General features: G+C 69.4%; 6 protein-coding genes and 2 pseudogenes. 1 reads left to right on the top strand and 7 read right to left on the bottom strand.

Features of this window, described 5'->3' with window-relative positions; translation table 11 throughout:
- The 3 genes and pseudogenes from BMG07_RS38680 to BMG07_RS38670 all read right to left on the bottom strand — a co-directional run.
- Positions 1-218 (bottom strand): NAD-dependent epimerase/dehydratase family protein (locus BMG07_RS38680; RefSeq protein ID WP_198088921.1); only part of this gene is annotated, 218 nt, incomplete at its 3' end.
- A pseudogene (locus BMG07_RS38675) lies at positions 208-1,178 on the bottom strand (Bug family tripartite tricarboxylate transporter substrate binding protein). The gene BMG07_RS38680 and the pseudogene BMG07_RS38675, both read right to left, overlap by 11 nt.
- Positions 1,179-1,229: 51 nt before the next feature.
- On the bottom strand, positions 1,230-2,168 hold the full coding sequence (locus BMG07_RS38670) for a dihydrodipicolinate synthase family protein (protein WP_198088920.1): 939 nt from the start codon (positions 2,166-2,168) through the stop codon (positions 1,230-1,232).
- A 107-nt stretch (positions 2,169-2,275) separates the two neighbouring features.
- On the opposite strand from BMG07_RS38670, the gene BMG07_RS38665 reads away from it, so the two are divergent.
- Positions 2,276-3,220: a LysR family transcriptional regulator gene (locus BMG07_RS38665; protein ID WP_198088919.1), complete on the top strand. Its 945-nt coding sequence runs from the start codon at positions 2,276-2,278 to the stop codon at positions 3,218-3,220.
- 22 nt (positions 3,221-3,242) lie between these two features.
- Here the strand turns inward: BMG07_RS38665 and BMG07_RS38660 are convergent, their stop codons facing one another.
- From BMG07_RS38660 to BMG07_RS38645, 4 genes and pseudogenes are all read right to left on the bottom strand, one after another.
- Positions 3,243-4,439 (bottom strand): hypothetical protein, encoded by a 1,197-nt coding sequence (locus BMG07_RS38660; RefSeq protein WP_198088918.1) that lies wholly within the window; start codon positions 4,437-4,439, stop codon positions 3,243-3,245.
- A gap of 267 nt (positions 4,440-4,706) precedes the next feature.
- On the bottom strand, positions 4,707-5,942 hold the full coding sequence (gene tssA, locus BMG07_RS38655; RefSeq protein ID WP_198088917.1) for a type VI secretion system protein TssA: 1,236 nt from the start codon (positions 5,940-5,942) through the stop codon (positions 4,707-4,709).
- Positions 5,942-6,490 (bottom strand): hypothetical protein, encoded by a 549-nt coding sequence (locus tag BMG07_RS38650; RefSeq protein WP_198088916.1) that lies wholly within the window; start codon positions 6,488-6,490, stop codon positions 5,942-5,944. The genes tssA and BMG07_RS38650 overlap by 1 nt, the downstream gene beginning before the upstream one ends.
- Positions 6,439-7,597: pseudogene (locus BMG07_RS38645) on the bottom strand (type VI secretion protein IcmF); the annotation flags it as partial. The pseudogene BMG07_RS38645 and the gene BMG07_RS38650, both read right to left, overlap by 52 nt.

Genomic DNA, 7,597 nt, shown 5'->3' with positions numbered 1-7,597 from the left:
GCGTCGGCGTCCTGCAGCGAGGCCGCCGCGCGCGCGACGGCGTCGGCATCGCACAGGTCGAGCGCCGCATGCGTGAAGCCCGCGTGCGACAGCGTGGGCGCGGCCAGGTCCAGCCCGGTCACGCGCCAGCCGGTGTCCAGCAGCAGCGAGGCGATGGCGCGGCCGATGCCGCCGCTGCTGCCCGTCACCACCGCATGCGGGGCCACCTCATTCGACATGGATGTTGCCCTCGACGATGATCTTCTTCGAGCGCTCCATGTCGGCCTGCTGGAACTTCGCGAACTCGTCCACGCTGCCCGGCGTGAGCAGCAGGCCCTGCGCGTTCAGCGTCTCGCGCATGTCGGTGCCCAGCGCCTTGTTGACCTCGGCGTTCAGCCGCTGCGTGACGGCGGCCGGCAGCCTGGCCGGGCCCCACAGGCCGTACCAGCTGTAGAACTCGTAGCCCGGAATGCTCTCGCCCACCGTGGGCACGTTCGGCAGGCTGGCGGCGCGCGCGGCCGAGGTCACGGCAATCACCTTCACCATGCCGCTCTTGTGGTACTGCAGCGAACCGAGGATGGGGTCGATGAAGCCGTCGATCTGCCCGCCGATCAGGTCCTGGAACGCCGGCGCCGTGCCCTTGTAGGGCACGATCAGGTAGTCGAGCCCGCCGCCCGCGCGCTTGAGCAGTTCGGTCGACAGGTGGCCCGCCGACCCGATGGAGCCCACCGCGAAAGTCATCTTGCCCGGATGCGCCTTGGCGTACGCGATGAGCGACTTCACGTCGCTCACCGGCAGGTTCTTGTTCACCGCCACCGACAGCGGCGCCTTGGCCACCAGCGCCACCGGCGTGAAGTCGCGCACCACGTCGTAGGGCACGGCCTTCATGGTCATGGGCGCGGTGACGAAGGTCGATGCGTTGAACAGCAGCGTGTAGCCGTCGGCCGGCGCCTTCGACACCACGTCGCGCCGATGATGCCGTTGCCGCCCGCGCGGTTCTCCACGATGAAGGTCTGGCCCGTCTGCTCGCCGAGCTTCTGCGCCAGCAGGCGGCCGATGGTGTCGAGCGTGCCGCCCGGCGGAAACGGAATCACCATGCGCACCGGGCGGCTGGGCCAGGGCTGCTGGGCGAAGCCGGTGGACGCCGCGGCCAGCGCAAGGGCGGCCAGCGCGGCCCGCAGGAAATGGTTGCGTTGCATGTCTCTTGTCTCCTTGTGTTTTTCGGGCCGGGGCATCGCGGCCCCGCGTGCTCAGCGCCGGGACAGGCCCGCCTGCTCGACGGCCGCGCGCAGCGCGTCCATCTCTCGCGCGTTCGGCGCTTCGGTGGGCGGGCGCACGGTGGCGTTGTCGAGCACGCCGGCCAGGAACATGCCGCCCTTCATGCGCGCGTGCGCCTCGCCGGTGGGCTCGCCGCCGCCGTACACCGCGTCCTTCAGCGGCGTGATGAGCGCCTGCACCGCCATGGCCTTCTTCAGGTCGCCGGCCTTCACCGCGTTCCACAGGTCGATGATCAGTTGCGGAATGAAGGTCGCGAAGCCGACCAGCGCGCCGTCCACGCCCTGCACCATGGAGGCCAGCAGGTATTCGTCGTGGCACGTGAGGATGGCCTTCGACGCATCGGCCTCGCGGATCGCCTGGATGTCGCGGGCGTACTTGTTCATGTCGCGCTGGCCCACCTTGAAGGCCTGCAGGTAGGGCAGGCGCGCCAGCTCGGCCAGCAGCTGCGACGAGTAAGACGCGCGGGTCCACGCGGGGTACACATGGCACACCAGATCCAGCTCGGGCGCGGCGCGGTGGATGGCCTCGAAGTACTGCAGCGCATGGCCGGGTGTGAAACCGAAGCGCAGCCAGTGGTGCGGCGGCATCACGTCGAGCGCCACCGCGCCGGCGGCCTGCGCGGCGCGTGCGTGCTCGGCGGCCTCGGCCAGGCCTTCGCAGACGATCGACGAAATCACCGGCATGCGCCCGCGCAGTTCGTCGGCCACGATGCGCGTCACCTCGGCGCGCTCGGACGGCGTGAGCGAGAACACCTCGCCCGTGTGGCCATTGGTCATGACCGCCACCACGCCCTCGTGCCCGGCCAGCCAGGAGGCCAGCTTGCGCAGGGCCGGCTCGTCGATGCGGTGGTCGGCCGTGAAGGGGCAGGAAATGGCGGGAATGATCCCGCGATAATTCGCGATGGAAGGCATGTTGTGTCTCCGTTGTGGTTCAAGGTGCAGGAATGGGTGCATCTTTTGCCGGCGGGGGCGGGCCGTCCAATACTCGAATCGCATACAACTATTCAACCGCGCTGCGCATGGGCCCCGGCAACCGACCTCTCGACCTCGAATGGCTGGAAGATTTCCTGGCCCTGGCCGAGAGCGGCAACTTCTCGCGCGCCGCGCTGGCCCGCTCCATCGCGCAGCCCGCCTTCAGCCGCCACATCCGCTCGCTCGAGGAGTGGGTGGGCGTCGACCTGTTCGACCGCAGCGCGCACCCCACCGCCCTGACCGCGGCGGGCAAGCGTTTCCAGCCGCTGCTGCAGGAAGTGCTGGCCGCGCTGGAGGCCGCGCGCATCAAGGCCCGCGCCGCGCATGACCTGGACGCGGCCAGCCTGAGCTTCGCCGCCACGCACGTGCTGTCGCTGACCTTCTTTCCGCGCTGGCTGGGCAGCGTGGAGGCTCGCTTGAGCATGGGGCCGATCCAGACCATTTCCGACAGTTCGCTCGCCTGCGAAGACCTGATGCTGCAGCGCCGCGTGCAGTTCGTGCTGTGCCACGGCCACGCGGGCGCGCCGGGTCGCCTCGACGAGGCGCAGTACCCCGTGCGGAGGCTCAGCGAAGACGTGCTGGTGCCCGTGGCCGCGGCCGACGCGAAGGGCGCGCCGCAGCATGCGCTCGGCACGGGGCAGTCACCGTCCGTGCTGGCCTATAGCGAGGCCTCGGGCCTGGGCCGGATCATGCGGGCCATGCAGGACAGCGAATTCGGCAAGGACTTTGCCGCGTCGCTGTCGGTCGTGTTCACCGCCCACCACGCCGCGCTGCTGCGCACCATGGCGCTCGAAGGCCGGGGCCTTGCGTGGCTGCCCCTGAGCCTGGTGGCCGACGACCTGCGCAGCGGTGCGCTCGCCGACGCCGGCGCGGGCGGCTGGCGCGTGCCGGTCGACATCCGGCTGTACCGGCAGCTCGCGCACATGGCGCCGGTGGCCGAGGCGCTGTGGGCGCTGGTCAGCGAAGGCGCGACGGGCGAGCCCGGCGCCTGAGGCGCGGACCCGGTTCGCGCAGTTAGTCGCTTCCTGGCGGTGTTACCGCCGGCTGGGGCCTCGCGGTCACCGTCCTAACGACCGAGCCATGAATGCTCGTGGTCGCGCCGGTGGGCGTGGGGGTGGCCTTGGCCCAGGTCACGATCTTGTCGAACTCCGCCTTGGCGAGCTGGATGTTCACCGCGTCGATGGGGGCGGGCAGGCGCGTGTTCGCCAGAAAGGTTGGCTGGGGACGAAGGAACGGCTCTCCTCGCTTGCGCTGAGGCTGCTCCAGAACCGGAGCGGGCGTGAACTTCGTCCTTCCCCTGAATGGTCGGCCCAATCGAAAACCCTGCACCATGCCAGCCAGGTGGGCACTGTTGTTTGCCGCATGACTTGACACATCGCTGGGTTGATAGCTCTTGGCACTCTCGTTGCGCCAGTAAAGCTGCTGCTTGATGCCGGCAGGTCTTTCCACGACTTGGCGCTCGAATCCAGGCACTTTCCCGGTCCACTTGGCCATGCGTTCCGCTTGCTGATTGAGCTTTTCCTCGAGGTAGAGCGTACGGATGCCCAGCAGCGCGGGGACTTCGATCATCCCGCTGCGCATGCCGATGATCGACACGCCCTTGTATTCCTCGGCCAGCAGGCACCACAGGCCCAATTGCGCGGAGCGCGGGTCGATCGTGACGTCGGACCACAGCGAGGTCCAATCGGCGTCCTTCCAGAACTCCGCAAGGTTGGGCAGCGTGCGAAGGCCGATCCTGTCGCCCGCGGCCACGGGAATGACGGACGACGTGCGCGCGATTTCTTCATGCAACAGACGCCACGTCAGGATCGACGTGAAGTGATGCGCCTTTTCGGCCTTTCGCAGTCCTTCTTTCGCGAACAGAAAGACATAGGCGCGCTTCTGCAGAAAGCCTCGCGCCACCAGGAACCCGCGCAAGGCCGGGCGTTTGTCGACGACGCCTGTGCCCTCCTTCTTGGGGACCTTGTCCAGCCGCCAAAGGGCACGCGTCTTGCCTTGCGTGCCTTGTTCGTCGCTTTCGAAAGCATCTGCGATGACACCTGTGCCGAAGGTCGCGGAACGCATGAAGATCGGCCGAGGAATCATGGTCTTCATGAACTCGGGCAGATTCCTGAAGTCTCTCTTGCTCACCTGCCGATAGACGCCCTTCATGCTTTTTTCGCCCGCCTCGGCGGAGGCGTCGGACGGGTTGATGACAGTGATCAGTTTCACCCGGTCCGCCCCCACGATGGATTCGTAGAACTTGTGGAGTTCGGCGCTGGGTACCCAGGGAGGGGCAGGAGAGGATCAGCACCCCGAGCTTCGACTTCAACCTCAGTGCCGTTGCGATGGAGTTGCGGTCCCCACTCATGTGAGCACCCTGCACCATGACTTCGTCGACGTGATCTTTGCTGAATGGCATGTCATACCTTTCGTGTGGAAGGGAGCGCCGGCCCGGCGCTCACCCCGTTTCAGAAAAACAGAACCCGACCCCTCGCCCTACGCGTCCGGCCTCACACCGATGATCGAGAAGAAGCGGTTCAAGTCGCCGTCCTCGCGCAGTACTTCCTGCATCAGCTGCGGCAGGGGCATGCGGCCCCAGGCCACCGCGCGGTTCACGAGGTAAGGCGTAGGGCTGTGCGGCTCTTCGCGCAGCAGATAGGCGGCAGCCAGTTCGAGCAGCCGGTAAGCCTCGGCGCGGCTGCCGATCTGGCCGCTCGCCACGGCTTGCGGGAGGAGCGAGCCGGCGGGAAGAGGGGCAAAGGAGGAGGGTGAGGGAGCTTCGCTCATGAGGTGGTCGTCCATCGATGTGGCGGGAAGGGCGCAGGCGTTCGCTGCCCAGTCGGCGTATGGCGCCTGCGCCGCGGCGGCCGGCTCCGGCTCTTCTTTTTCTTCTTCTTCGTCGCGCGGGTCGCGCCCCTGCAGCAGGCTGCGCACCGCCTGGCGCAGCTGGGCCAGCATGTCCGTCACCTTGGACAGGCTGGGCGCGCTGGCGCCCAGGCGCTCGTCGAGCAGCGCCGCCAGGCCGTCCCAGGCTTCCCATGCCAGCGCGAGCCGGTCGTCGAGAAAGGCGAGCGCATACACGTCGTACCCGGCCTGGTCGAGGATTTCCTGCCGCGACGCAACGGGAACAGCCGTGCCGCTGTCCTGCTTCGCGGCCTTCGCGCGAGCAGAGGCGGTGCCGAACTCGCTCGTGATGGCACGCTGCCACTCGCACAGGTTGATGAACGGCGGCGTGAGGTCGGGCCACGGCACCAGTGGCACATGCAGCAGCAGCGTCTGCGCGAGCGTGTCGTTGGTCCAGATGAAAGCGGCTGCGCGGATTTCGCTGTCGCCGTCGTCCATGCGCGGATGCACCCCCTCCCAGAACTCCCGCACCAGCCCTTCGAGCAGCCGCGCCCCCGCGGTCAACCCGTCGATGCCGTGCCGATGCACCCACGCCTCGGTCAGCCACGCGGCCACCTGCAAATCCTTGCTGCGGCGTTGCAGCAGCTCGGTGCACAGCATCTCGGCCGCGCGCCAGTCGGCCTTCTTGAGCGGGCGCGTCCATTCGCCCATCGGCAGGCTGGCGTCTTCCTCGGTGCGCGCGTCGCGGATGCGCGCGTACACCGGGTCGTAGCGCAGCGACGGCCCGGCGGGGCCTTCGATTTCCAGCGGCGCCAGGAAGGCGGCGAGGTCGGGCGCGAAGCCGTCGGCGGCTTCGGCGTCCAGCAGGGGGGAGAGCAGGGCGGCCATCAGGGCGTGTTCCATTCGGGCGCGCGCGCGGGGAACGCGGCGGGCCATGCCAAGGGGTTCTTCTTGCCGGCGGGGCTGGCCGCCACGCGCAGGAACACGCGGGCGCGTCCGCCGGCCGGTGTTTGCGCCGTGTCGCCGGCCGACTGGGCCACCAGCGGGAACTCGAACTTCAGCAGTTGCGAGCGGCCGTCGGGCCGTTGCAGCGACTCGCCTTCGCGCTGCCGCTGTGCCAGCGTGAGCAGCGCCCACGGGTCGGCAAAACGGAAGCTCACGCTCTGGCCGTCGGTCAGCAGCGCGGGCTGCTGCGGGTCGGCGCGCGCGACCACGGGCGAGTCCTTCGCGATGCGCAGCACCAGCGCCACGGGCATGCCGTATTCCCAGCGCAGCGTGCGCGGCGCGTCGCGCTGCCTGAGCACCTGGTCGCCGACCTCGAAGGACCAGTCGATGATCTTGTTGCCCTCGATCTCGGCCATGGTGTTCACGCGGAAGTCCACGCTCAGGTCGTAGCCCGGCGTGCCGCCGTCGTCGGTCGGGAACAGCGGCAGCAAAAGTCGCGCGCGCGACCGAACTGCTCGGCGAAGCGGCGCGCCGCCGCGCCCGGCATGGCCGCAGTGCGCACGGCGCCGTCGGCGCGGTTTTCCTTGAGCGCGCGGGCCAGCGGGTCGAAGGCGCGCGACAGGTCGTTCACGTCCGCCGGGTCGGCCAGGTCGAAGGCGCGCGCGGTGGTGGCCGCGCCGAACGGATGGCGTCCCGCCAGCGAGCGGTTGAAGCGCGTGGAGAACTGCGTCCACAGCTCCTGCTGGTCGCCGAACTGCAGCTCGTAGCAGCGCGCGAGCAGGGCGCTGTAGATCTGCTGGTGGCGGTCGGCAAAGTAGTCGCCGATGCGCGCCGCCGGCGCCTTGCCCGCCAGCTTGGCGGCGCAGGTCTCGCGGTCGATCTCGGCGCCCGTGGTGCCCAGGAACTGCTCGAGCAGCAGCAGGCTGCTGTTCGGGTTCTTCAGGCGGTAGCGCTCCAGGTCGCGGTTGATGGCCTGCCAGCGCTGCGCGAGCACCGAGCCCGACCCCGCGCCGTCCAGCGCCGCGATGTAGCCGTCGGCCAGCTTGCCCAGCGTTTCGGTGCGGTTGAACTGCTGGCCCAGGTAGGCCGCGAGCGAGCCCGTGTCCGACACGCCGAAGGCCACCAGCATCGGCCCGCGCTCGCCGCGCCAGCCCTGGAAGTCGCGCCCGCGCATGGCGTACAGCTCCGACTGGTTGAAGGCTTCGTCCACGCCCTCGAGCCGCTGCAGCGCGTCGCGCGAGACCATGGCGCGCAGGTCTTCGGCGCGCGGGCCGGCGCCCAGCTCGTACAGCAGCGCCTGCACCTTGGCCAGCCGCTGGCGCGAGGCCTCGTAGGCCGCGGCCTGGGTGTCGGTGGCCATCATCGCGCCCGACACGGGGCGCATGCCGTCGTTCGCGCCGGTGGCGGCCTCGGCCACCTGGTCGACCACCAGCTGCGCGAAGTGCGCGTTCAGCGCGCTCTCGATGCCGGGGCGCACGGTCGACGGAAACGCCAGCATGCCTTCGCTCATGTAGCGCTTGCGGATGTCGCCCACGGCCAGCGCCTGGTCCAGCCGCGGCAGGTCCCACGCGGCGGCGGCGCGCAGGCCCGCGCCGGGC

Origin of the sequence: Variovorax sp. E3 (genome assembly GCF_016082275.1) — a bacterium.
GTDB lineage: Bacteria > Pseudomonadota > Gammaproteobacteria > Burkholderiales > Burkholderiaceae_C > Variovorax.
This window is presented reverse-complemented; position numbering and strand designations above follow the sequence as displayed.

Coding starts and splice junctions, on each gene's coding strand:
- BMG07_RS38670 (WP_198088920.1), bottom strand. CDS start 2,168: ATGCCTTCCATCGCGAATTATCGCGGGATCATTCCCGCCATTTCCTGC.
- BMG07_RS38665 (WP_198088919.1), top strand. CDS start 2,276: ATGGGCCCCGGCAACCGACCTCTCGACCTCGAATGGCTGGAAGATTTC.
- tssA (WP_198088917.1), bottom strand. CDS start 5,942: ATGGCCGCCCTGCTCTCCCCCCTGCTGGACGCCGAAGCCGCCGACGGC.